Origin of the sequence: Micromonospora sp. WMMC273 (assembly GCF_027460285.1) — a bacterium.
Classification (GTDB): Bacteria; Actinomycetota; Actinomycetes; order Mycobacteriales; family Micromonosporaceae; genus Micromonospora; species Micromonospora aurantiaca.
The window spans coordinates 216022-238776 of record NZ_JAPZBE010000001.1; the positions used below are offsets into that span (position 1 = coordinate 216022).

Consider the following 22755-nt stretch of genomic DNA (forward strand, 5'->3'; position numbering starts at 1 on the left):
GACTTTGAAGGACTGATGCAGATGCAGAGATCCAGCACATTTCTGGCTCGTCTCGGCGGTGCCGACCCGGGTGTGCTCGCGCGCGCAAAGCAGATCAGCCGAGGCGGTGTGGCCAAGGACCAGGCCCGCTTCGTGGCGCTGGGGCTCGTGCTGCTCGCCACTGCCGGCTTGGCTGTGGTGTCGATGGCCTTCGCGATGACCGACGGGCTGCGCGTCGGTGTGGCCGGCGCGGTGCTCATCGGCATCTTCTGGGGCGTGATCATCCTGGTCGTCGACCGTGCGCTGATCCTCAGTCTGAAGCCGACCGGCAGCAGGTGGTTGCTTTTCTGGATGGTCCTGCCGCGGATTCTCATGGCGGCTCTGCTCGGCCTGGTCATCTCGACTCCGCTGACGCTGCGCATCTTCGCCGACGAGATCGAACAGCAGATGACGCTCGACAACATCAGGAAGGCGGAGGGTGCGTCGATCGTACTGGCCGAGGGAAACCGGCAGAAGGAGCTGGCGGATCTCAAAGAGGAGATCACGAAGTACGAGCGATACCTCGCCGGCGAGGTCGCGGTCAGCTCACCCGTCCTGGCCGCAGCCGAGGCGGAGCACAAGCAGGCCACGACCGACTACCAGGCAAAACAGGCGACCGCAGAGAAGGCGTGGGCTGCCTGGCGGTGCGAACTCGACGGTGAGCTCTGCGAAGCCGGCAGCGGCAAGCGGGGCGATGGCCCGCGTGCCCGGGCGCTTCGGCGGGAGTACGACCGGAAGGAGAAGGACGCGACAGCGGCCCGGGAGCTCGTCCAGACGAAGCTCGCAGCCCTGGAGAAGGCCCGGTCGGACTTGCGCCGAGACAGCGGCCGGACGGTCTCCGAGGCGCAGGACGAGGCAAAACGAGTGCTCCCGGGCCTGCGTCAGCAGCGCGACATCCTCCAGGCGGCGATCCAGAGCGACTTGGACACGAGCAACAAGGAGGCCGCCGACAACACGGGGTTGCTGGCACGCCTGGTCGCGTTGGCTCACCTGGGGGATGAGAACGGCTGGGCGAAGCTGGCTCATCTACTGGTCGCCGCACTGTTCTTCATGATCGAGCTACTGCCTGTCGCGATCAAGTCGCTGTCCATCCTCGGTCCACCCAGTGCCTATGACCAGATCGACGAACTCGACACCAAGGAGGTCGTCAAGGCAGCAGGACGACAGGAGTACATCGACAAGGATCTGGAGAAGCGCAAGAAGCGGATTGCTGAGGCGGTTCATGACGAAGTCGAAGCGGTGATGCTCGAACTCGCCACTGACCAGGTCGAAGCGTGGAAGCAGAAGGTGAGGCAGATGGCTGTCCAGCCGCCCCAGAGCACCGGCAAGGGCAGTGGCCTCTGGCCCGGCAACGGCCAGCCTGCAAAGGCCACCGGATCGGTCGCGCCATCGGCCCGCGCCACCGTCACGGGTCGACGTTCGGCGGCAGCGAGGGTCGCTGCCGCGCTGAACCTGCCCCCGTCGGCCAAGCGCCCGTCATGAGCTCCGTCGGCATGAACCCGTACTGGCCCGCCGAGGAGGACTGGGCCGGTTTCCTGGTGGTGATCGTTCCCGTCGGTCCGCTGCCGCTGCCTGCCGAGGAGCTGTGTCGGCAGGTGCAGGCGCAGATCGGTACCGACCCGGTGCTCTACGATCTGGTCACGGTGCGGCTCGCTCCCCGTTTCAAGCTCACGCCGGAGTGGGACCGCGCGTTCGTGAGCACTGTGGTCGAGGCAGCGATGCCGGCCGGCCACTTCTTCGCGCCGCGGGGCGTCATCGGGTTGGTGGTGGTGTCCGACGACCGGGAGAAGCTCCGCAACGTCTTCGACAGCCTGCGCGACCTGCCACCCAGCAGACGTCTGTGGGCGCGGATCTTCGGCACCGGCGTACGGGACTCCCGGAACGGCAGCTCGCCGACCGCCGCCGGAAGAGTCGCGAGCACTGTCAACACACTCATCGAGATGTACGACGAGCAGCCGCAGATCGCCCTGAGCGAGTCAGCGTTCCTCGATCGGGTCGGCGCTCTGATCGAAGAGGGTTACCTGAGCCCTTCGGCGCTCGGTCCCGAGCCGTCCCCGGCCTCGGCTGCGGGTCCGGCGTCGACTCGAGAGCGACCGGGGCAGGTCGTCGAGTCTCCGCGCGCCACCGCGTCGGCACCCGTGGTCGAACGGCGGCCGCGTGTCGTACCGGCTCCCGATCCGGTGCCGGTGGACGTGCGGACCCCGGCCGCCCGGAATGCGGGGGCGGCGAAGAAGCCCATGCTGGAAGCGGTGATGTACGACGGCTCCGAGATCGTGGCCGTGGACCAGCGCACACCGATCCAACGCCTGACCGGTCGGCAGCAGACGGATGCCGACTGCATGGACGAGCTGCATCGAGGCGGAACGGCGGTCGGGCTCGTCCATCTCGTCTTCGTTCCGGACGACGGTGTCGTGCCCAGGCGGGTGACGAAGCGGCGCAATGAGGTTGCTCTGGAGCTCGATCAGCTGTTGGATTCCGTCGAGTTCGACGCGGCGAGCGGCCAGCCGGTGCGCATAGCGGTCGAAGTTCTCTCGGCGACCAACCCGTTGCAGAAGCACGGCGTGCTTCGTGTCGCGGGCACCATCACCGAGGTCGCGCTGCCGAAGGTGAAGATCGAATACTTCTCGATGACCGATGTCGTCGAGCCGCTGCTCGACGCGGCGGGCCGGACCTCGCGTGCACTGCACGCCCGGGGGGTGCAGGTCGTGAGCCAGCACTTCGTCTTCCTGGCCGCGATGAGGTTTCCGGCCGACGAGGCGACCGAGGACGACTGGGTCAGACTGCTGGAGAACGGTCGAGTCACCTGGGTCGACTTCAGCCCGTCTGGCGGACGTCATGCGCTGCATCCGATGCCGCCGTCGCCGTTCGGCCTGCATGTGCTGACCGACAAGGAGGACGTACTGGCAGTGATCAAGGAGCAGTCCGGAGTCATCTACCGGTACGCGCAGCGGATGCCCACCCACACGGCGGCGTACGACACGCCCGGGCACGACGGGCACGAGCCGATCTCTTCGACGGTCGATGGCCGGCGCTGGTGGCCGTTCGGCAGAAAGCCGGGTGCATGAGGGCCCCTTCGTCCGCCTGCGCCGCATCCGACCTGCCCGAACGGCACCAACCGCGTCATCAAGACGATCGGCCGCGTCCTCTCTCAACCTCGAAGAGCCGGAATGGTACGAGGGGTTCCCGTTGCGGTGAGGGCCGCTGCAGCCAGCATGCAGCAAGCGCCGATCGAAACCAGCGCGAGCTGGTAGCCACCCGTTGACGAGTTGATGAAGCTCGCGGCCAGCGGGGCGCCCGCCTTCGCCAGCGTCATCGGAATGGCGACCATTCCGGCGAGAGTCCCATAGTCCTGCGAGCCATAGCGCTCGGACAGGAGGATCGGTTTAGCGATGGTACCGACGCCGGCACCGATGCCGAATCCGATCACCGCACCGATTGCTCCGAACGGACTCGTGGCGATGACGGGCAGCAAGAACGCGGCCAAGGCCTGCAGACAGAACACGGCTGCGGTCAACATGGCCGTCGCGCACCAACGTCGTAGCCCGGTCGTCACGAGACGCCCAGCGACCGAGAATACGCCTAACAGCCCCGCAATCCCGGCCGAGAACGCCGGGCTGTGTCCCCACTGGCCCAGCGCCGAGACGATGTGCACATTGAAGGCGTTGACGGCGCCCGTCTCTAGTGTGAGGCCCACCGCGATCAGCCAGAATGCCCTGTCGCGTAACGCCACGGACCGGCCCGGCGCAGGGGCCGCCTGCGGTCCGGCGGTGCCGATTCGGCGGTGCGGTCGGCGTACCAGGGTGTGCAGCGGAATGGTACTGGCATAGAGGAGGCCGAGAACCACCAGGCTCGTACGCCATCCGTGGCGTTCGACAAGCCAGCCGGACAGCGGCAGGAAGATTGTGCTGGCGAAGCCCGCCGCCACGGTGACGGTCAGGAGTGCACGGGGCCGAGTGCGTGTGCCATACCACGACACCACGACTGGGATGGCCGCGTCGTAGAGGGTCGCGGCGCCGACGATGCCGATCCCGCACTGCACGACGTACAACTGCGCGACGGTCTCGACCCGGGACCAGGCGAGCAGGAGCAGGGCGCCGCCCACCGAACCGGTGGTCATCAGGGCCCGCCCGCCATGACGGTCGAGCCACCTCCCGAACGGTACGGCGACCACCGCGCCGGTGAGGACGCTGGCGGTATAGGCGCCCGTCACCACGGCCGGTGAGCTGCTCAGATCGCGGGTCATTGGTTCGAGCAGCACGGCGTACGAGTAGAGGAGGATGCCGTAGCCGATGGTCTGTGTGATCGAGAGTGTGGTCAGGACGGTGCGTCGTCGCCGAGAGTCGAAGCCTTCCTCTCCCGTCATCACCGATTTCCGGATCGCCCCGCGCGACCGATGTCGTGCGATGGCGAGGTGATCAGTCGCATCGGCATCGGCTCCACGATGAGCGAATCCCGGTACCGTAGTATCCGTCCATGCCTGACGAGTTCCCCTCCAAAATGGCCAAGGCCGGTCTCGCCTTCGACGACGTGTTGCTCATTCCGGCTCATTCGCGGGTCACGCCCGCGTCTGCCGACACCCGCACACGCGTGACACCCTCGATCGAGCTGGCTATTCCGCTGGTATCGGCGGCAATGGACACCGTCACCGATGCCCGGATGGCGATCGCGCTCGCCCGGCTGGGCGGCATCGGCGTGCTGCACCGGAACTTGAGCGTCGAGGATCAGGTCGCCGAGGTCGACAAGGTCAAGCGGACCCAGTCCGGAATGATCACAGACCCGGTGACGCTCACCGCCGACCGCGATGTCGCAGAGGCACTCGAGATCATGGCGCACTACAAGGTCTCGGGCGTACCGATCGTGGACGACAGCGGCCGGCTGATCGGCATTCTGACCAACCGGGATCTGCGTTTCGTGGAGCGCACCGACGTGCGGATCGCCGAGGTGATGCGGGGCCTTCCTCTGGTGACCGCGCCGGTGGGGACCGATCTGGAAAGCGCGAAGAAGCTTCTCGGCGAACACCGGGTCGAAAAGCTGCCCATCGTGGACGAGGCTGGGATTCTTCGCGGGCTCATCACGATCAAGGATATTCTGAAGAAGACGGACTTCCCCTCGGCTACGCAGGACGCCGAGGGTCGCCTTCGGGTGATCGCCGCCGTCGGGGTCGGCGACGACTCGGTCGAGCGCGCGAAGGCCCTCGTCGCGGCCGGCGTCGACGCCCTGGTCGTCGACACGGCGCACGGTCACTCGCAGGGTGTGCTCGACACGGTCGCCGCGATCAAGCGTTCCCTCGACATCGAGGTGATCGGCGGGAACATCGCCACCGGCGACGCCGTTGACGCGCTCGTGGAGGCGGGCGCCGACGCGGTGAAGGTCGGCACCGGCCCGGGGTCCATCTGCACAACCCGAGTCATCTCGGGCGTGGGTATGCCGCAGATCACCGCGATCTACGACTGCGCGCAGGCCGCCGCTCGTCATGGCATCCCAGTCATCGCCGACGGCGGCATCAAGCTCTCCGGCGACATCCCCAAGGCCATCGCAGCCGGTGCCGACGCCGTGATGATCGGCGGCCTCTTCGCTGGCGTCGACGAGGCGCCCGGCGATCTGATCCTGCACCAGGGGGAGAGCTACAAGCAGTACCGGGCGATGGGCTCGCTCGCGGCCATGCGTGCCCGCTCCTTCTCCAAGGACCGCTACTTCCAGGCTGATATCAGCCAGGCGGACAAGCTCGTGCCGGAGGGCATCGAGGCCCGGGTCTCCTACAAGGGGCCGCTGTCCGGCGTCGTCTACCAGCTGGTCGGTGGCCTGCGATCCTCGATGGGCTACTGCGGGACCGCCACCGTGCGGGAACTCAAAGAGCGTGGTCAGTTCGTCCGGATCACCGGCGCCGGTCTCCAAGAGAGCCACCCGCATGACGTGGTCATCACCTCCGACGAGCCTAATTACCGTCGACGCTGAGGGGGACGGGGCGACCTCGGGGTGGAGTCGTCATCCGCTCCGGGGTCATCCCGTCCGGTCCCGCATCAGGGTCGCACCGAGGTCGGCGAGGAACTCCGGCAGACGGTCACGAAAGTAGAAGTGCCCGCCAGGGAACCGGCGGAACGTGCATGCTGCCACCGTGTGGTCGATCCAGGCCGCAAGCCGATCCTCGGTTTCCCCGTCGTCCTGACCAGACCACACGGTGACGGGGCAGGTGAGCGGTGCGTCCTCGACATAGCGGTGGGTCGCGGCGATGGTGAGGTCGGCCCGTAGTGGACGTAGATGCCTCTCGAGGGCGTGCGGATCGTGGCGCAGCTCATCCGGAATCGCGCCGAAGAGGCGGGTGACGGCGTCAACGAGGTCCGGGCCGTTCGCTGTCTCGAGAGAGATGGGTGACCGGTGCAGATGCGGCGCGGCGTAGGAGGAGGCGATCAACCGCGTCGGCTCCGGAAGCGACCTGTCGCGGAGGAGCCGGGCGGCGTGGTAGGCGATCCCGGCACCGAGGCTGTGGCCGAAGAACGCGTACGGAGGGGTCAACCGGGTCTCGGACACGAACGCCTCGACGACGGTGTTCAGGTCGGTGATCGGCTGCTCCCCGCCCCGGCTTCCTCGCCCAGGCAGCTGGACCGCCCAGACCTCGATCGTGTCCGGGACGGCGTCGGCCCATCGAACGTACTCGCCCGGTGACCCTCCGCTGTGCGGGAAGCAGTAGAGCCGGAGGGCCGCGGCCGGCCGTCGACGTCGGCACAGCAGCCAGCGTGGTTCACGGGCGGTCATCGGCGGCCTCTCGTCCGCGGCGGGGAAGCCTGCGCGGCCAGCTGGTCGACGCCACGCTGGTCGACCTTGCCGTTGGGCAGCGTCGGCAGCTGGCTGCGGACCTCGATCCGCCCCGGCACGGCGACCCCGGGAAGGTGTCGCAGCGCGTGCGCCCGCACCGTCCCCGGAGTGAGCGACGGATCCGTCGCGGTGACCACGCCCAGCACGGCGAACCTGCCGTTGCGTTCGGCCACGCCGACGGCGGCCTCCGCCACACCCGGGCAGTTCGTCAGCACCGAGATTATCTCGCTGCGTTCAATCCGCATGCCGCCCAGCTTCAACTGGTCGTCGGCGCGGCCGTGGAAGAGCAGCCGGCCCTCGGTGTCGACCGAGACCAGATCTCCGGTGCGGAACTCACCTGCGGTCCGGTACTGCTCGGCCAGACCCGGCCCTCCGACCACCAGCTCTCCCGGTGCATCGCCGGCGCTCTCGACGTACAGGGTCGCGCCCGGGATCGGACGACCGATAGGCACGCTGTCGGCGGACGCATCCTCCTGTCGGCAGCGATGCACGGTGCTCCAGACCGTGCACTCGGTCGGTCCGTACTCGTTGAACAGCTCGCTGTCCGGCGCCGCCGCGAAATGCTGCCGCAGCAGGTCCGGCGGGCATGACTCGCCCGCCACTATGACGGTTCTGGGCGCGACGGCGTTCGTGAACAGCTCTCCGCGCAGCATCATCCGGTAGAGCGACGGTAGCGTGAGCATGTGCGAGGCGCCGGCGGCGGCGCGGGCGATCGCCAGGATGTCGGTCTGGCGGTCGCTGGGGATGACCAGCTCCCCGCCGGAGGCCAGGGTCCAGTAGATGCCCGCCACCGAACTGTCGAACGAGATGGAGGAGCAGAGCACGAACCGAGTGACGGGAGCGTCGTAGTACTGGAGCCGGGCCGCCGTCGAGGCGGCCAAGGCCCGGGTGCTGATGGTGACACCCTTGGGCGTCCCGGTCGATCCGCTGGTGTAGCAGGTGTACGCGAGCGGTCCTCGCACCGTGCCGGACCCGGCCTCACGAACGTCTGCCGGGATCATCACGGGAGTCGGGGGCACGCCGGTCAGGCCCTTCTCCACCACGGCGTACCGGGCACCGCTGGCGCGGGCGATGTGTTGCCGACGCCCGGCGGGGAAGGCGGCATCGACCGGGACGTAGGCGGCGCCGCTGCGCAGCACGCCGAGCATCGCCACCACCGCCCACCGGCTGAGCCGGGCGTGTATGAGGACATGGTCGCCCGGTTGCACGCCGGCCTTGAGCAGAACCCGCGCAATCGTCGCCGACCGCTCGTCAAGCTCCCGATAGGTGAATCCGCCCTCGTGGTCGGTCACGGCGGGAGCATCCGAACCGAGGTACGGCTCCACCAGGTCGAGGACGTGCTCAGGTGCGTGCAGGGCGGCGCCGTGCAACTGATGGCGGCTCGCGGTCCCGGCGGGCGGCGGCGCCGCTGTCACGACCGCCGCCGTGCCGGGTTGCCGGTCACCACGAGTTTCTTGAAGCCGCTGAGGAACGTCGAGTGCACCCGAACGGCCTCCCCGGTCACCGCCAGGTCTTCGAACGTCACGAACAGCTCGCGGAAGAAGCGCCGCAGCGTGTAGCGCGCCAGGTGCGAGCCGACGCAGTAGTGACGGCCGACCCCGAAGGCGAGGTGGCGGTTCTGTTGTCGTCTGATGTCGAACGTTTCCGGATCGGGAAAGACCTCGGGGTCGCGGTTGGCGGAGCCGAGGTAGGCCACGACGGCGACACCCTCCGGCAGCTTGCGGTCGGCGAGGGTGACGGGGCGCCGCGTGTAACGCATGAAGTTGCTCGCCGGGCTCGCCCACCGCAGGGCTTCCTCCACACCGCTCTCGAGGAGTTCGGGTCGCGTGGCCCAGCCGCGGTAGCCGCCCGTACGCGAAAGCTCGGCGATGGCGGCTGTCGGCACGTGCGGCACCGTGCCCGCGGCGCCGAGCAGCATGCTGTAGCAGTTGGAGACTATCGCTCCGATCGGCGGGACCGCACCGTTGACCTCTGCGGTGAGGAGGTAGCTGACCAGGTCGTCGCCGGGTCGACGTCGGCGGAGGCGAACCAGGTCGGTCAGATAGGCGAACAGCTCGCGGTGGCCGTGTCGCAGCGTCGCCTCCGTGGTCCCGCCGATCTGGTACTCCGGATCCTCCTCCGCGTTGCACATCGACACCAGCCGGATCAGATCGGCGGTGTCGGCAGGAGGCAACCCGAGCATCGGGGTCATGGCGACCATCGGCAGACGCGCCGTCGCCGCGGCCAGGTCGAAGGGCTCGCCGTCGACGCCGGAGGCCAGCAGCCGCTTGATGCCCGCCGTTATCTCGTCGCCGTACGCCTCGATCGGGCGTGCGCCCAGGGCCTTCTGCAGCGGCGCCCGTAGCTGGTCGTGCAAGGGCGGATCGGTAGCGGCGAGCTGGGCGCCGGCCGCGGGATCGCCCTTGCCCAGAAGGTTGACAAGTGTGCCGCGCTCGGAGGTGAACGACTCGTGGTCGCGAATCACCTGCTGAACGTCCGCGTACCGGGTGACGGCCCAGAAGCCGGAATCCTCGCCGCGGTCCGGCAAGGGCTGCCACCGCACCGAATCGTGCTCGCGCAACCAGGCCCAGGCCGCAAACTGTCGGCCGTCGGCGTAGAGCGCCGGGTCGGACAGATCCACAGGCGCCGGTGTCTTCCTCGCCTCCTCGATCGCCGCCGCCACCGCCGATATCGTCGGTTGGCGATAGAGCACGGACGACGGGATCTCCACCCCGAAGGCATCGTCCACCTGTAGCTGCAGCTCGGCGGCGAGCAGCGAGTCGCCACCCAGCTCGAAGAAGTCGTCGTCGTGCCCGATGTCGTCCAGATCGAGGAGCTTCGACCAGAGCGTGATCAGCTGCGCTTCGACTGGGCTCGACGAGGAAAGCTCAAATGGTTTGTAGGCAGGGTCCACGGCACAACTCCATGAGGCTCGAAGAATGCGTCAGGAAGTGGCCAGTTGTCCACAGCCGGCCCGATCTTATGCGTCGCAGAATAAGACCGACAACCGGCTCGCCAGCGTGGCCGGTTATGCAGGAACCCGGCCGATGAATTCTGTGAGGAATTCACTGGACCGGTCCGCAAGAAGTAAAAGTGTCGAGCGACTGCCCCCCGCAGTTTAATGATTGCCAGGCTTCCGGTGACGGGAAGATATCCTGATCAAGTTGGACCCTACCCACGCTTATCGGTCTTAGCAAGGCAATGAGACGTGGACCGCTTTTGACCTCTTGATCGGCTGGTCGATACCGCATTTTCCCAGCTCAAGAGCCATCTGACCTGGATTGTTGTCGATGATAGCATGCCTGCTCGTTGCCTGGGGGGCGCCGATCGATCGCCCGGTTGGCGCCGCCGGCGAACACGCTCCGTATAAGCGAAGGTCGGTCAATCACGCGGGCTCGAAGCGGTTTTTGGCGAAGATTCCCAGGTGGCGGGAGGGTTATTCGGTGGCCTCGGAGGGCCATCGAGGGGTAATGATGTTTCGACCTTGTGCTGCGGTCTTGGACGGATCTACCATCGACAATGACGACCCGATGGGCGACTTATGCGTTGCGTGGCTGCAGGTCTCTGACGTCAAAGTCGAGGGGAAGTCACGGGGGTCATCCTGTCGTCCTCTAGCCATGGGAGAACCGATGGCACGCGAACTCGTGGATCTACGGAGTGAGACGGTGACGAAGCCGTCGCCGGCGATGCGTCGGGCGATGGCATCCGCCGAGGTCGGTGACGACTGTTACGCCGAAGATCCGACCGTGGCGCGTCTCGAGGACATGCTTGCCGACGCCTTCGGTTTCTCCGCCGCGCTCTACCTGCCAACCGGTGTGATGGCGAACCATCTGGCTCTGCGCCTGCTCGCCGCGCCGGGGCAGGAGGTGTTGTGTGACGCAGACGCGCACTTCCTGCTTTACGAGGACGGCGCGCTGGCCTGGCACGCCGGTATCCAGACGCGCAGCACGCTGTCTTCCGACGGCGTGATCAGGCCGGACGACCTGCGAAAAATGATCAGGCGGCCGAAGCCGTTCAGCATCGGCACCGCGGCGGTGGCGGTGGAGAACACGCACAACCGCTCCGGCGGCCGGATCTTTCCACTCCCCGAACTGCAGGAGATCCGCAAACTCGCGGACGAGGGTGGCGTCGCCGTGCACTGCGACGGTGCCCGGATTTGGAACGCGCACGTCAGGACCGGCATCTCCCTCGCGGAATACGGCCGGTGTTTCGACACCCTGTCCGTCTGCTTGTCGAAGGGCCTCGGGGCGCCGGTCGGTTCGGTCCTGCTCCTCGACCGGAGCCGGCTCGCGGAGGCGCGGGTCATGAAGCACCGCATGGGCGGTGGTATGCGGCAGGCCGGCATCATCGCGGCCGCCGGGATCTACGCCTTCGAGAACAACATCGATCGGCTCGCCGAGGACCACGAGAACGCACGCGTCATCGCGGACGTGCTGCGTGACGTCGGCATCGATGTCCAGGAACCCGAGACCAACATGGTTCTCGTGCCGGTCGACGACCCGGACCGGGTCGTGGCGGCCTGTGCGGAGGCGGGGGTGAGGGTGTCGGCGATCAGCGCCACCGAGATCCGCATGGTGACGCATCTCGACGTGTCCGAGTCCGACGCCAGGCATGCCGCACACGTCGTGTCCGAGGTGCTCTCCCGGCTCTAGGCCGTCTTCGGAGAAGGGCCGTGCGGGGAGACGAAGCCCTGCTTCGAGCGGGCCGGTGGGTCCGCATCGAAGCGTGCATTCAAGGCCGTTCAGTGACATCGAATTCGGGGGCAAGATGCTGAGCCAGCAGCCAGAAAATGATCTCGCTCGTTTTCACCAGACCATTCCTGCACTCGCCGGCTTCCGGGAGAACGTCAAGTTCCGCGACATCATGCCGATGCTTGCGAATCCGGAGGCGCTGGCGTTCACGCAGCAGCAGTTGCTCGACTGGGCGCGGCCCTTGGAGCCGGACTACGTGGCTGCGGTGGACGCTCGCGGGTTCATCTTCGGTGGCGCTCTGGCGCTTGGGCTGAACTGCGGATTCCTCGCCATCCGCAAGAAGGGGAAGCTGCCTGGCAAGACCGTGGGCAGGGAGTTCACCGGCGAGTACGCGACCGACTACATCGAGATGCGTACCGACCTCTTCCCGCCGGGCGCCAAGATTCTGTTGCACGACGACATCGTGGCGACCGGCAACTGCACGAGGGCTGCGGCTCAATTGATCGAGAGCCTCGGCGGTGAAGTCGTGGGGATTTGCTCGATCCTGGAAAAGGCGTTTCTGGGTGGCCGGGAGAAGATCTCGACCTACAAGTTCAAGCCGGTCTTCATCTATGAGAAGTGATGTGGAGCGGGCATCGGAGCCCGACGCAGGAGGCAATCGGCCGGCGGTGCATTTAGCCGATTCGCGGCCGGCCCGTGGCTGCGAACCCACATCCGGTCGTTCCGCCCGTCCCGCATCGGTGCGGGACCTCTTCGAGGAGGGGCAATGAAGAAGGGTCTTCGCGCACTGCTGGGTGGTCCCGATCCGGTCAGGGTGATGGGTGCTCACGACGGCATGACCGCGGTCCTGGCGCAGCACTACGGCTTCGAGGCCATCTGGGCCGGTGGCCTGGGAATCTGCACGGCGGCGGGGGTGCCCGACGCCGGCCTGCTCACGATGACCGAACTGTTGGACGTGGCGGTCACCATGCGTCGCCGGGTCGACGTCCCGATCATCGCGGACGTCGACTCGGGCTTCGGCGACGTCAACGTGGTCCGGCGGATGGTGCAGCTCTACGAGGGCGAAGGCATCGCCGCCGTCTGCATCGAGGACAAGCAGTACCCGAAACGCAACAGCTTCCGCGACGGAAACGTCCTGGAGGACGCCGGGGTGTTCGCGCGCAAGATCGCGGTGGCGAAGACCGCGCAGCGGGGCGACGACTTCATGGTCATAGCGCGGCTGGAGTCCCTGATCGTCTCGGCCGGCCTGGACGACGCAATCCGGCGGGCCCAGGTGTACTGCGAGGCGGGAGCCGACGCCCTGCTCATCCACAGTCGAGCCCGGACCGCGGACGAGGTCGCGGAGTTCGCCACGGCGGTCCGTGCGGCCGGTATCACCGTTCCCCTCTTCATGATTCCCACCACCTACCCGGGCGTCAGTGCCCGGCAACTACGCGCTTGCGGCGCGGACGCGGTCGTCTACGCCAACCAGGTCATCCGGGCGGCGCTCAAGGCGATGACCGCTGTGCTGGACCATGTCGCCCACCAGGACTCCACCCGGCTGATCGAGAGTGACATCGCCAGCGTGGCAGACCTGTTCGACCTGGTGAAGACCGACGAGCTCCTCGACGACTCGCCCTGGACCGGCCTGCCCGAAAAGGCCGGTAGCCGGGCATGACGCCGGTGACGCAGCAGACGACACGGACCGACAGCTCAGGAAGGGACGCCATGCGTAACGACATCATCATCGAGGACACCACGCTGCGCGACGGGGAGCAGACGCCGGGCGTCGCGTTCTCGTTCCAGCGCAAGACCGACATCCTCAACGGGCTGTTGGACGCCGGTGTCCGGTGGCTCGAGGTCGGCATTCCCGCGATGGGTGGCGAGGAGCTCAAGTTCGTGCAGTCCACCGTCGAGCGCCAGGACGAGAACACCCATCTGGTCGCCTGGCACCGTGGTGTCCGCGAGGACGTCGAGAAGTCGCTCGACATGGGCTTCAAGACCATCCACATCGGGTTGCCGACGTCGGACAACCACCTCAAGGCCAGCGTCCGAAAGGACCGCTCCTGGCTGTTGGAGACCGCGAAGTCGCTCATCAGCATGGCGAAGGACCGCGGTGCGTTCGTCTCGGTCAGTGCGGAGGACCTGGCCCGTACCGAGGGCGGTTTCCTGCAGGAGTACGCGGGCGCCGTGCACGAGGCGGGCGCCGACCGGCTGCGGCTCTCCGACACGATCGGCGTCATGACGCCGGAACAGTACGGCGAGCGCGTCCGCCTGGTGCGGGAGGCGGCGCCCATCGACCTGCAGTGCCACACCCACAACGACTTCGGGCTGGGGCTGGCCAACACCATCGCCGGGCTGCAGGCCGGCGCCCGCTACTTCCACGTCACCATCAACGGCATCGGCGAGCGGGCCGGCATGACGGACCTCGCCCAGGCGGCGGCCACCCTGCAACTGCGGTACGACGTCGAACTCGGTGTCGATCTCACCAAGCTCACCCGACTGAGCCAGCTCGTCGGCGTCGCCACCAGCCGTCAACTGCCTCCCTGGCAGCCGGTGGTCGGTGACAACGTGTTCGCGCACGAATCCGGCATCCACGCCAACGGGATGCTGCGCGACACGTCGAGCTTCGAGCCCTTCCCGCCGGATCTGGTCGGCGGCGAGCGACGGTACGTGCTGGGCAAGCACTCGGGCCGGGCGCTCGTCGCCTGGGCACTCGAGGAGGCCGGTGTGACGCCCCGCCCCGAGCTGCTCTCGCCGTGCCTGGAGGAGATCCGGTCCCGGTCGATCGAGGTCGGTGGTGAGGTCTCCCCGGCCGAGGCGGTCGAGATCTACCGTCGCCTCGCGGTCTGAGCCTGCGAAGCCGATGCTCTCCCACCTCGCCGGCTCGCCGGGCGACCGCATCGTCGACCTCGGCGAACTGCAGAAGCGGGTACCCGCTCTCGGCACGGCGCCCCGGGTGACCCGGATCTTCGCCGAGAACATCGTACGCGCGGCTCTGCGTGCGCCGGGCTCGTCGCGGCCGTCCTCCGTCGCGGAAGCGACGGAGGCAGTGGCGGCCCTGGTGGCCGCGGGGTCGTCCGGCGAGCCGGTCGAGTTCGACCTGTGGCCCACCCGCCTGGTGCTGCAGGACCATTCGGGCATCCCCGTCCTCGCCGACCTGGCCGCCCTGCGCTCCCAGGTCGCCGCCGCCGGCGGTGACGCCGCGGCGGTACGGCCGGCGCTGCCGGTGGATCTGGTGGTGGACCATTCCATCGAGGCGCACCTGTCCGGGAACGACGCCGCCCTGGATCGGAACATGGAGCGGGAGTTCGCGCTCAACGGCGAGCGGTACCGGTTCCTGCGCTGGGCCGAGGGTGCGGTTCCGGATCTGCGGATCGTGCCACCCGGCGGCGGCATCGTCCATCAGATGCACCTGGAGCACCTTGCCGCCGTCGTGCTGCGCGACCGGAGCGGCATCCTGGCGCCGGACACGGTCCTCGGCACCGACTCTCACACCCCGATGATCAACGCGCTGGGCGTCCTCGGCTGGGGCGTCGGGGGAGTGGAGGCCTCGTCGGCGATGTTCGGTCACCCCGTGTCGGTCCGGAGCCAGCCGGTCATCGCGCTCCGGCTCACCGGCGCGCCGCGCCCAGGCATCATGTCGACCGACATCGCCCTGACCTTGGCGCAGTACCTGCGCGAGCGCGGTGTGGTCGGCACCATTCTCGAATTCGTGGGGCCGGGCATCCGGGCACTGTCGGTCGAGGACCGTTCGACCATCGCCAACATGGCGCCCGAGTACGGCTGCCTGGCGGCGTACTTCCCCGTGGACGACGCCGTTCTCCGCTACCTGACGGCGACCGGCCGGTCCGCGTCGCACGTGCGCACGGTCGCCGACTACACCCGCCAGCAGGGCCTGTTCGACGACGGCGGGACAACGCCGGACCTCTCCGGCTACTCGGATGTCTGGTCCTTCGACCTCGCCACCGTGCGGGGCAGCGCGGCCGGCCCGCGTCGGCCCCAGGACCGGCTGTACTTCGCCGAGGTGCCCCGGAGCTTCCAGCAGTCCCGCCAGGACCGTGGCGAGCGTTCCGTCGGAGCCGACCGTCCGCATTCGAACGAGGGCGCGATCGCCATCGCGGCGATCACCAGCTGCACCAACACCGCGAACCCCAGACTCATGATCGCCGCCGGGGTGGTGGCCCGGAACGCGGTCCATCGCGGCCTGGCGGTGCCGGAGTGGGTCAAGACCAGCCTGGCACCCGGTTCGCGGCGGGTCACCGACTACCTGGCCGCCGCCGGCCTGCTCGAACCGCTCGCTCGCCTGGGCTTCGACGTGGTGGGTTACGGGTGCACCACGTGTATCGGCAACTCCGGCCCGTTGCACGACACCGTCGAAAAGTGGGTGGCGGCCGGAGCGGGAACGGCTGCCGTCCTGTCCGGCAACCGGAACTTCGAGGGCCGGATACACCCAGCGATCAGCGGCGCCTACCTCATGTCGCCGCCCATGGTGGTTGCGTACGCCCTGGCCGGAACCGTGTTGATCGACGTCGAACGGGATCCGCTCGGACACGGCCCCGCCGGTGAGCCGGTCTACCTGGCCGATCTGTGGCCGCCGGAGGAGGAATTGACGGCATCCGTGTCGTCGGCCGTGGCGCGCCTGTCGGGGCGGTCGCGCGACGTCTTCCGGGGGGACGCGCGCTGGCACGCGATCACGGCTCCGTCCGGCCCCTGTTACGACTGGCCGTCGAACTCGTCCTACCTGATGCCGTCGCCGCTGGTGTCCCCGGACGGCCACTGCGGCCACGGCGATGTCATCGACGCCCGGGTGCTGGTCTTCGCCCCGGACTCGACCACCACCGATCACATCTCACCGGCGGGGCGGATCGCCCCTGACTCCGAGGCCGGCCGGTACCTGCTCGACCTGGGCGTGCCGGTGGCGGAATTCAACTCGTACGGGTGCCGTCGGGGCAATCATCACGCCCTGGTCCGGGGCACGTTCGCGAATGTGAAGTTCCGCAACCGCCTCACCCCGGACCGGCCGGGCGGATGGACCCGGCTGGCGCCGTCCGGTGAGACGGCGACGGTGTACCGGGCGGCGCAGGAGTACGCCGCCGCCGGTGTTCCGGTGATCGTTCTCGCCGGTCGGGACTACGGCATGGGAAGTTCCCGGGACTGGGCAGCCAAGGGGCCTCGGCTGCTCGGTGTGCGTGCCGTGCTGGCGACGAGCTTCGAGCGGATCCACCGGAGCAACCTCGTCGGCGTCGGCATCGTGCCGCTGCAGTTCCTCGACGGAGACGACCCGGACCGGCTCGGGCTCACCGGAACCGAGTCGTTCACGATCCGCGGCCTCGGCACTGCGGCGCCGCTGTCGACGGTGTCGGTGAGCGCCACCGACCCGGACGGTGGTGTCCGGAGATGGCAGATGCTGGTCCGGATCGATACGGCCGCGGAACTGCGATGTGTGCGGCAGGGCGGCTTCCTCAGTCTTCTCGCACGCGAACTGACGCCTGACCCGACCGAAGCGGAGGACTGACATGACCTCGTTGAAGCCCGCGCCGTCCGGCTTCACCAAGTCCGATTGGGAGGAGTTCGAGGAGAACGGGCTCATCCACCTGGACGACCGCATCACCCCGGAGGCGATCGAGCGCTACCTCGACATCGGCCGGCAATTGGTGGCCGGCATGGTGCCCTCCTCGAAGAACACCAACAAGATCGAAGATCTGGTGCTGAAGCACCAGGGTCTCCAGGAGCTGATCGACCACGAGCGGCACATCGGCTTCGCGTATGACATCTTCGGCGACTGCGTGCGCCTGTCCCAGAACGACATGATCGTGCGCCAGCCGGGTGCCGTCGTCAACCACTGGCACATCGACGGTCCGCGGGCCGTCCCGTTCCGGGTATTCGCGCCGGTGCTGCCGCTCAAGCTCCGCATCGGATACTGGCTGACCGACGTTCCGCACGACGAGATGGGCAATCTGGTCTACCTGCCCGGCAGCCACCGGCCCGGATACGAGGGCGAGCACACCTCGACCGGCGCGTTGCCGGGGGAGCGGGTGCTGCGACCGCGGGCAGGCTCGATCACCGTCTTCCACGCGAGCCTCTGGCACCGTGTGCAGCCGAACAACAGCACGTCGACCCGGGTGAACTTCTTCCTGTCGTACACGCCGAGTTGGATCAGTGGCTACCGCTTCTACGACCCCCGGTGGGCCGCGTCGCTCACTCGGGAACGCCGCATCATCGTGCGGGCGTACGGCGATGACCAGGAGCGCTTCATCCGGCCACCGGCCGACGACCTGCCGCTCTACGACGACCCGGACAGCGCCCGCACGGTCGACGGCGTCGAGAAGCACAAGGTGCGCCGGCTGACCCGCTACGAGAGGGAGTTCGCGTCGCCCCATCGCGGGCAGCCATGAGCCGTACGGTCCGGGCGGCGCTCGGCCCGCTGGTGGCCGCGCTTGTCCGGGACGACGGCGAGGAGGCCCTCGTCGAACTGCTCCGGCGGGCGCTCCCGGCCGGCCCTTCGCCCGGTGCGGCGGGGGAGCACCTGGTCGTGGCGGACACCGGGCCCGACGGGGTCGCGATCATGGCCTCGGCTCTTCCCGTATGGGCCGGGCGAGGCTTCGTCCCTCTCCGCGTCAAACCGCTACGGCACGGCCCGGTGGCCCGGCAGAGACTGCGAGTCGTGCTGGCGACGCTGCGCCGCTGCGACCTCCACACGCTGGTTCCACATTGGATTGCCGGCGACGCGCTGGTGACCCTGCAGCAGCCCGCTGCGGTGGACCTGCGGGATCTCTCCGGTCACGCCCCAGAGGTCGCCGGCCGTGCGCGCCGCAGCGGGCTGGACCTGCTGGACCAGTTCGTCGCCGTGGAACGCGCGGTACGGGAGGCGACGGCCCGACACGACGCGGCACCGAGCCTGCCGTTCCCGGTCGCGGACCGCTACACCGCAGCGTTGGCGCGGATGGAGAGCCTGGTCGGTGGTGACGTGACGGCACGGCTTCCGGCCGTCATCGAGGACGCGCCCGGCCCGCGGGTCCTCTTCTGCGACCCGAAGCCGGCCAACCTCGTCCTCGCCGCGTCCGAGGTGGACAGCTGGCGGGAGACCGGTTCGCCGGCACCGGTCGGGGTGGATCTGGATCTGGTCCACCACGACAGCTCGTACGTCCTCCAGGCGGTGCTGGCCACCTTCTCCACGCCGCTGCCCGCCACCGACGTCGCGTTCGCCGCGTGCCGCAGGCAGGCGCACGACGCCTGCGCACGCCAGGGGGTCGACCCGGACGCCGTGGATCTGATCCTGATCTACCATCTCGTGCGCAACCTGACGACCGCGCTCGAGCGAGCGGATCTACCCAAGGCGAGGGCCTTCGCCGAGGCGCTGGCGCTGGCGGACGGTGCGCTACGCCTCGGCCTGGGCGACATGCGCAGGGACCGGCTGCGCGACGCCGCCCGGTCGCCGGTCGGACCGAGACGCTAATGCAAGCCGAGCGCCGAGCGGAAACCGGCATCGCCGATGACGATCTCACCCGGGGCCCACTCCCACGGGGAGCCGTCCAGCGAGGAGACGAGGTAGCCGGCCTCCTCGGTGACGAGCTGGCCGGCGGCGAGACCCCAGGTCGACAGGATGCCGTTGCGTTCGGTCACCGGCTTGACGAGTCCGGCGATCCGGCCCTCGACGATCCAGCAGAGCTTCAGCGAGGTGCACGCCATCCCCTCGACGAGGTAGCCGTGGCGGGACAGCTTCTCGGCAGCGAGCGCCATCGGCCCCGTCCGGTCGCGTTGCCGGATCGCCACCCGCCGCGACCCGGTGCGACGCGGCTCCAGCCGCCGGGAGCCGAGATACGCGCCGAGGCCCCGAGCCGCGGCGTAGGTGACCTGCTCGGCCGGGTGGTGCACGAGGCCGAAGAGGGGCCGGCCGTCGAGCAACGCGGCCAGCGTGATCGCGTACGTGGCGCTGCCGTCGGCGTACGAGCGCGACCCGTCGACCGGATCGAGCACCAGTTGCAGCCGTCCCGGCGTACCCACCGGGCGGCCGGTGCGGTGGAAGGTTTCCTCGGCGAGCACGCTGACGTCACCGAACTGCGCCCGCAGCAGCTCGATGAGGTCGCACTCGAGCTCGTACTCGAAGGCGCCGAGCGCCGCGGCGTCACTCATGAACATCTGCTGACGGACGACCAGCATTCCTCCCCAGTGGGTCAGACGGGCCAGCAGCGCCGGCCAGTCGATCGAGGTGGGCGTCGGCAGATCCACGAGGCAGGGCGGCACGTCATCGGCGGGCATGAATGGAGACTAACGTGACGAATGCCATTCCACTTGTACTCATCGGCGCGGGGCGGGTGGCCCACGCCGCCTACCTGCCGTCGCTCGTCCGGATGACCGACGAGTTCCGGCTGGTCTCGGTCGTCGAGCCGGATCCGGCCCGGGCGGGGGAGGTCACCGCGTTGTTCCCGTCGGTACGGGTCGACCCGGATGTCGCCGCCGCGGTGCGGGCCGGCGCCCGGGCGGCGATCTGCGCGACACCCTGGTACACCCACGTCGCCGTGGTCGGCGAATGCCTCGACGCGGGCATACCGGTCCTCTGCGAGAAGCCGGTCAGCGTGGACCCGGACGAGGTCGAGGCGTTACGCGAGCACAGCGTACGCACCGGCGTCCCCGTCGGCGTCGGCTACATGAAACGCCACTCGCAAGCGGTCGTGCGCTTCCTCCAGCAGGCGGAGCCGCTGGTGGAGGAGGCCCGCGAGGTGATCGTACGGGTGCTCGATCCCAACTCGCCCGCGCAGATCGAGCACCTCGTGCCCGAGATCGTACGGCGCCGGAGCCTGCCGCCCTCCTCGGCGATCGAGGTCGCAGCGCGAGTGGCCGGACCCGAACGGGCCGAGATCGTGATGCACGGGTTGGGTGGTTCGCTGGTCCATCACGTGAACCTGGCCCATGTTCTGCTGCGCAAGGCCGGCCTGGACCTGGTCGGAGGGGTGGCTTACGCGGCCTCCTGGGCGAACGGCTCGGCGGTGACCTGCGGCTGGCGTCCGCGCCCGGACCTCATGGTCCGGATGACCCACACCCGGGTGCCGGAACACGGACGCTACCGGGAAGTCGTGCAGCTCGTCGCCGACCGAGCCGTGGTGGAGCTGACCATGCCGTCGCCGTACGCGCACGACGGTGGCGCATGCTCCGTCACGCACTGGGACGCCGCGGGACGGGAGGAGACCGTCGTGTTCAGGTCCACCCGGCCGGAGTCCACCTTCGCCCGCCAGCTCCTCGCCTGGGCGGCGATGATACGAGGGAACGGCCCCGCCCTGCCGGACCTGGCCGAGGCGTGTGTCGATGCGCTGGCGATCCGGGAAGCCGCGAGGAGCTTGGCGTGAGCGGATCCTCCAGCCGCGCCATCGTGTTCGGGCCGGACGACCACTTCCGCGTCCGCGACCTGCCGGAACGGATCGACGCCGTGTTCGCCGATCGGCGCGTCTTCCCCGACGGCGAGCAGATCGTGTCCGTCCCGGACGGCACGGACCTCTCCGGTCGCGACGTCATGGTCGTGCACTCGACCTCCGGCAGTCAGGACGGTCGCCTGATCAGCCTGCTCCAGCTGCTCGACGCGGTGGCAGGCGTCGGGGGAGCCGCGCCGACGTGCTTCGTGCCGTACCTGGCGTACCAGCGGCAGGATCGGCGAATGCGCCCGGGTGAGCCGCGCAGCGGCCAGCTGGTGCTGGCCTTGCTCAGGGCGGCCGGCGTGACCACGCTGATCACGGTTGACCGGCACAGCGCGCGGCCGGCGGTGCCGGGGCTGACCGTTCGGGACATCGCCGCAGGTGAGGAGTTCGCCCGCCGGCCTCCCGACTGGGTGCGTGAGGTCGATGTGGTCGTCGCGCCGGACGCGGGAGCGGCGCTGCGGGCTTCGGAGGTCGCGCGGCTGCTCGGGCTCCCGGTGGTGGTTCTCGCCAAGTACAAGGACGCCTCGGGCACGTTCTACGCGCGGATCGGGGACGAGGTGCGGGGGAGGCACTGCCTTGTCGTGGAGGACGTCTGTTCCAGTGGGTCCACCTTGGTCCCGCTGCGCGACGCGCTGTTCGCGGCGGGCGCTCGGATGAGCGTGTTCGTCGCGCACCTGCTGGCCGGTCGCGAGGTGATCCGCACCCGACTCGGTCCGACGGTGCAGGTGGCGACCTCGGACAGCGTCGGCGACGCCAAAGCCGAGGTGGCGCTGCTTGCCGCGGCGATCGACCAATGGTGCGGGAGTCCGCCCGGCGAGTGCCGGACGGGTGATGGCAAGGACGAGGAACGGGGGTCGCCGTAGTGCGTACGATCGTGAGAATTGCGGGTGACGGTGTCGGTCCCGAGCTGGTCGCCGCCGGCAGCCGGCTGGTCGAGGCGACCGGGCTGTCCGTCCACTGGCTCGACATGCCGGCCGGTCTGGGCGCGTACCATCAGTTCGGCGCCACTGCCCCGGCCGAGACCATCGAGGCGGTGCGACACCACGGAGCGGCGCTCAAGGGGCCTTTCGCGACACCCAGTGGCGGCTCGGTGCGTAGCGCCAACCACTATCTGCGGCGGGAACTCGACCTCTACGCGTGCATCCGTCCCATTCCCGTCGACCCTTCGCTGCCGATCCTGCTCGTGCGCGAGAACGTCGAGGACATGTACGCGGCCATTGAGTGGTGGGCGGCTCCCGGCGTCGCCCAGGCGGTCAAGATTGCTACTCGGCGCGGCTGCGAACGGATTGCCGAGACCGCCTTCGCGCTCGCCCGCCGGCAGGACCGCCGGAAGGTCACGCTCGTGCACAAGGCCAACAACCTCAAGCTCACCGAAGGGCTGTTCCTCGAGGTGGCCCGGGAGGTGTCCGGCCGCCATCCGGAGGTGGCGTTCGACGACATGCTGGCCGACACCGCGTGCTCCACCCTGGTGCTGGACCCCGGCGCCTTCGACGTCATCCTCACCTCGAACACCTTCGGCGACCTGCTGAGCAATCTCGGCGCGGCGGTCGCCGGCAGTCTGGGGCTGGTCGGAAGCCTCAACAGCGGGACCGGGGTACACATCGCCGAGGCGGCGCACGGCGACGCCGGCCACCTCGCGAACCGTCGGCAGGTGAACCCGATCGCCTTCTTCGAGAGCGTCGCCATGCTCCTCTCCGCACTCGGCGAGGATCGCCGCGGGGAGGCGGTCTCGGCGGCCATCCTCGCGGCGAAGAAGGACGGGCCGACCACGCTAGACCTCGGCGGCCTGGCGACCACCGACGCGGTGACCGACTTCGTCTGTGACTCCGTCACGAAGAGGATGGCAGAGGATGGCTGAACGG

The 22755-nt window shown here is 68.7% G+C and carries 18 protein-coding genes; 13 read left to right on the forward strand and 5 right to left on the reverse strand.

From position 1 onward, the window contains the following. Nucleotides 1-21: 21 nt before the first annotated feature. Nucleotides 22-1500, forward strand: coding sequence for a DUF4407 domain-containing protein (locus O7611_RS01125; RefSeq protein ID WP_194798791.1), 1479 nt, complete (start codon nucleotides 22-24; stop codon nucleotides 1498-1500). Further along, complete coding sequence (locus tag O7611_RS01130; protein WP_269696057.1) at nucleotides 1497-3083, forward strand: hypothetical protein; 1587 nt, start codon at nucleotides 1497-1499, stop codon at nucleotides 3081-3083. Before O7611_RS01125 ends, O7611_RS01130 begins: the two co-directional genes overlap by 4 nt. Before the next feature lie 83 nt (nucleotides 3084-3166). On the opposite strand, the gene O7611_RS01135 is transcribed toward O7611_RS01130, so the two are convergent. Next, nucleotides 3167-4381, reverse strand: a complete 1215-nt coding sequence (locus O7611_RS01135) for an MFS transporter (protein WP_269696058.1) — start codon at nucleotides 4379-4381, stop codon at nucleotides 3167-3169. A 110-nt stretch (nucleotides 4382-4491) separates the two neighbouring features. On the opposite strand from O7611_RS01135, the gene guaB reads away from it, so the two are divergent. After that, nucleotides 4492-5973: an IMP dehydrogenase gene (gene guaB / locus O7611_RS01140; protein WP_194798788.1), complete on the forward strand. Its 1482-nt coding sequence runs from the start codon at nucleotides 4492-4494 to the stop codon at nucleotides 5971-5973. A 45-nt stretch (nucleotides 5974-6018) separates the two neighbouring features. Here guaB and O7611_RS01145 read toward each other — a convergent pair whose 3' ends face one another. Genes O7611_RS01145 through O7611_RS01155 form a run of 3 tightly spaced genes read right to left on the reverse strand, consistent with a single transcriptional unit; the run spans nucleotide 6019 to nucleotide 9724 of the window. Then, complete coding sequence (locus O7611_RS01145; RefSeq protein WP_194798787.1) at nucleotides 6019-6771, reverse strand: thioesterase II family protein; 753 nt, start codon at nucleotides 6769-6771, stop codon at nucleotides 6019-6021. After that, nucleotides 6768-8246, reverse strand: coding sequence for an amino acid adenylation domain-containing protein (locus O7611_RS01150; RefSeq protein ID WP_269696059.1), 1479 nt, complete (start codon nucleotides 8244-8246; stop codon nucleotides 6768-6770). Before O7611_RS01150 ends, O7611_RS01145 begins: the two co-directional genes overlap by 4 nt. After that, nucleotides 8243-9724, reverse strand: coding sequence for a cytochrome P450 (locus tag O7611_RS01155; RefSeq protein WP_194798785.1), 1482 nt, complete (start codon nucleotides 9722-9724; stop codon nucleotides 8243-8245). Before O7611_RS01155 ends, O7611_RS01150 begins: the two co-directional genes overlap by 4 nt. Before the next feature lie 715 nt (nucleotides 9725-10439). Between O7611_RS01155 and O7611_RS01160 the strand changes: the two genes are divergently transcribed. The 7 genes from O7611_RS01160 to O7611_RS01190 all read left to right on the forward strand — a co-directional run bounded on the left by O7611_RS01160 (nucleotide 10440) and on the right by O7611_RS01190 (nucleotide 18939). Beyond that, nucleotides 10440-11462, forward strand: coding sequence for a threonine aldolase family protein (locus O7611_RS01160; RefSeq protein WP_194798784.1), 1023 nt, complete (start codon nucleotides 10440-10442; stop codon nucleotides 11460-11462). Between the two features lie 115 nt (nucleotides 11463-11577). Continuing rightward, a complete protein-coding gene (locus O7611_RS01165; RefSeq protein ID WP_194798783.1) occupies nucleotides 11578-12123 on the forward strand; it encodes an adenine phosphoribosyltransferase in 546 nt (181 codons plus the stop codon). Nucleotides 12124-12267: 144 nt separating this feature from the next. After that, nucleotides 12268-13158: an isocitrate lyase/phosphoenolpyruvate mutase family protein gene (locus O7611_RS01170; RefSeq protein ID WP_194798782.1), complete on the forward strand. Its 891-nt coding sequence runs from the start codon at nucleotides 12268-12270 to the stop codon at nucleotides 13156-13158. Between the two features lie 50 nt (nucleotides 13159-13208). Beyond that, nucleotides 13209-14333 (forward strand): homocitrate synthase/isopropylmalate synthase family protein, encoded by a 1125-nt coding sequence (locus O7611_RS01175; protein WP_194798781.1) that lies wholly within the window; start codon nucleotides 13209-13211, stop codon nucleotides 14331-14333. 13 nt (nucleotides 14334-14346) lie between these two features. After that, a complete protein-coding gene (gene acnA, locus O7611_RS01180; RefSeq protein ID WP_269696060.1) occupies nucleotides 14347-16998 on the forward strand; it encodes an aconitate hydratase AcnA in 2652 nt (883 codons plus the stop codon). A 1-nt stretch (nucleotide 16999) separates the two neighbouring features. Beyond that, nucleotides 17000-17878 carry a phytanoyl-CoA dioxygenase family protein gene (locus O7611_RS01185; RefSeq protein ID WP_194798779.1) on the forward strand — a complete coding sequence of 293 codons (879 nt, stop codon included), beginning with the start codon at nucleotides 17000-17002 and terminating at the stop codon, nucleotides 17876-17878. Further along, on the forward strand, nucleotides 17875-18939 hold the full coding sequence (locus O7611_RS01190) for a hypothetical protein (protein ID WP_194798778.1): 1065 nt from the start codon (nucleotides 17875-17877) through the stop codon (nucleotides 18937-18939). Before O7611_RS01185 ends, O7611_RS01190 begins: the two co-directional genes overlap by 4 nt. On the opposite strand, the gene O7611_RS01195 is transcribed toward O7611_RS01190, so the two are convergent. Beyond that, nucleotides 18936-19742, reverse strand: coding sequence for an inositol monophosphatase family protein (locus O7611_RS01195; RefSeq protein ID WP_194798777.1), 807 nt, complete (start codon nucleotides 19740-19742; stop codon nucleotides 18936-18938). The genes O7611_RS01190 and O7611_RS01195 overlap by 4 nt on opposite strands. Nucleotides 19743-19756: 14 nt before the next feature. On the opposite strand from O7611_RS01195, the gene O7611_RS01200 reads away from it, so the two are divergent. Genes O7611_RS01200 through O7611_RS01210 form a run of 3 tightly spaced genes read left to right on the forward strand, consistent with a single transcriptional unit; the run spans nucleotide 19757 to nucleotide 22751 of the window. Further along, on the forward strand, nucleotides 19757-20827 hold the full coding sequence (locus tag O7611_RS01200; protein ID WP_194798776.1) for a Gfo/Idh/MocA family protein: 1071 nt from the start codon (nucleotides 19757-19759) through the stop codon (nucleotides 20825-20827). Continuing rightward, nucleotides 20824-21756, forward strand: a complete 933-nt coding sequence (prs, locus tag O7611_RS01205) for a ribose-phosphate diphosphokinase (RefSeq protein ID WP_269696061.1) — start codon at nucleotides 20824-20826, stop codon at nucleotides 21754-21756. The genes O7611_RS01200 and prs overlap by 4 nt, the downstream gene beginning before the upstream one ends. Before the next feature lie 11 nt (nucleotides 21757-21767). Next, nucleotides 21768-22751, forward strand: coding sequence for an isocitrate/isopropylmalate family dehydrogenase (locus O7611_RS01210; protein WP_269698035.1), 984 nt, complete (start codon nucleotides 21768-21770; stop codon nucleotides 22749-22751). Nucleotides 22752-22755 lie beyond the last annotated feature (4 nt).

What these genes read in the sequence shown, in the direction of transcription:
- O7611_RS01125 (WP_194798791.1), top strand. Translation starts at nt 22, where the DNA reads ATGCAGAGATCCAGCACATTTCTGGCTCGTCTCGGCGGTGCCGACCCG.
- O7611_RS01130 (WP_269696057.1), top strand. Translation starts at nt 1,497, where the DNA reads ATGAGCTCCGTCGGCATGAACCCGTACTGGCCCGCCGAGGAGGACTGG.
- O7611_RS01135 (WP_269696058.1), bottom strand. Translation starts at nt 4,381, where the DNA reads ATGACGGGAGAGGAAGGCTTCGACTCTCGGCGACGACGCACCGTCCTG.
- guaB (WP_194798788.1), top strand. Translation starts at nt 4,492, where the DNA reads ATGCCTGACGAGTTCCCCTCCAAAATGGCCAAGGCCGGTCTCGCCTTC.
- O7611_RS01145 (WP_194798787.1), bottom strand. Translation starts at nt 6,771, where the DNA reads ATGACCGCCCGTGAACCACGCTGGCTGCTGTGCCGACGTCGACGGCCG.
- O7611_RS01160 (WP_194798784.1), top strand. Translation starts at nt 10,440, where the DNA reads ATGGCACGCGAACTCGTGGATCTACGGAGTGAGACGGTGACGAAGCCG.
- O7611_RS01165 (WP_194798783.1), top strand. Translation starts at nt 11,578, where the DNA reads ATGCTGAGCCAGCAGCCAGAAAATGATCTCGCTCGTTTTCACCAGACC.
- O7611_RS01170 (WP_194798782.1), top strand. Translation starts at nt 12,268, where the DNA reads ATGAAGAAGGGTCTTCGCGCACTGCTGGGTGGTCCCGATCCGGTCAGG.
- O7611_RS01175 (WP_194798781.1), top strand. Translation starts at nt 13,209, where the DNA reads ATGCGTAACGACATCATCATCGAGGACACCACGCTGCGCGACGGGGAG.
- acnA (WP_269696060.1), top strand. Translation starts at nt 14,347, where the DNA reads ATGCTCTCCCACCTCGCCGGCTCGCCGGGCGACCGCATCGTCGACCTC.
- O7611_RS01185 (WP_194798779.1), top strand. Translation starts at nt 17,000, where the DNA reads ATGACCTCGTTGAAGCCCGCGCCGTCCGGCTTCACCAAGTCCGATTGG.
- O7611_RS01190 (WP_194798778.1), top strand. Translation starts at nt 17,875, where the DNA reads ATGAGCCGTACGGTCCGGGCGGCGCTCGGCCCGCTGGTGGCCGCGCTT.
- O7611_RS01195 (WP_194798777.1), bottom strand. Translation starts at nt 19,742, where the DNA reads ATGCCCGCCGATGACGTGCCGCCCTGCCTCGTGGATCTGCCGACGCCC.